The 264-nt window shown below is 73.1% G+C and carries 1 protein-coding gene; it reads right to left on the bottom strand.

Annotation, left to right across the window (positions count from 1 at the left end):
- On the bottom strand, positions 1-264 hold a 264-nt coding region (locus SB816_RS32505; RefSeq protein ID WP_410548313.1), incomplete at both ends, for an iron chelate uptake ABC transporter family permease subunit.

Genomic DNA, 264 nt, shown 5'->3' with positions numbered 1-264 from the left:
CAGCAGCGCCTGCAACGCGCTGCCCGTCGCACCGAAACCCGCGCCGACGAGCAAGGCGAGCACGACGCGCGGCAAGCGCAGTTCGAACAGCACGAGCGCGGCGCGATCGGTCTGCGCGTTCGTCGGCACGTCGGCGCTGATAAACGCGTGCCAGAGGGCTTGCGGCGAAACGGGATACGCGCCCATGCACACGCCGCCGAGCACGGCGAGTGCGAGCAGCGCCGCGAGCGCGCCGAGCACGTAGGGCGTGCGCGAGCGCGGCGC

Origin of the sequence: Achromobacter sp. SIMBA_011, from assembly GCF_046535435.1 — a bacterium.
Taxonomy (GTDB): domain Bacteria; phylum Pseudomonadota; class Gammaproteobacteria; order Burkholderiales; family Burkholderiaceae_B; genus Achromobacter; species Achromobacter dolens.
Note: the sequence above shows the minus strand (reverse complement) of the source record. Positions and strands in the feature narration are given on the sequence as shown.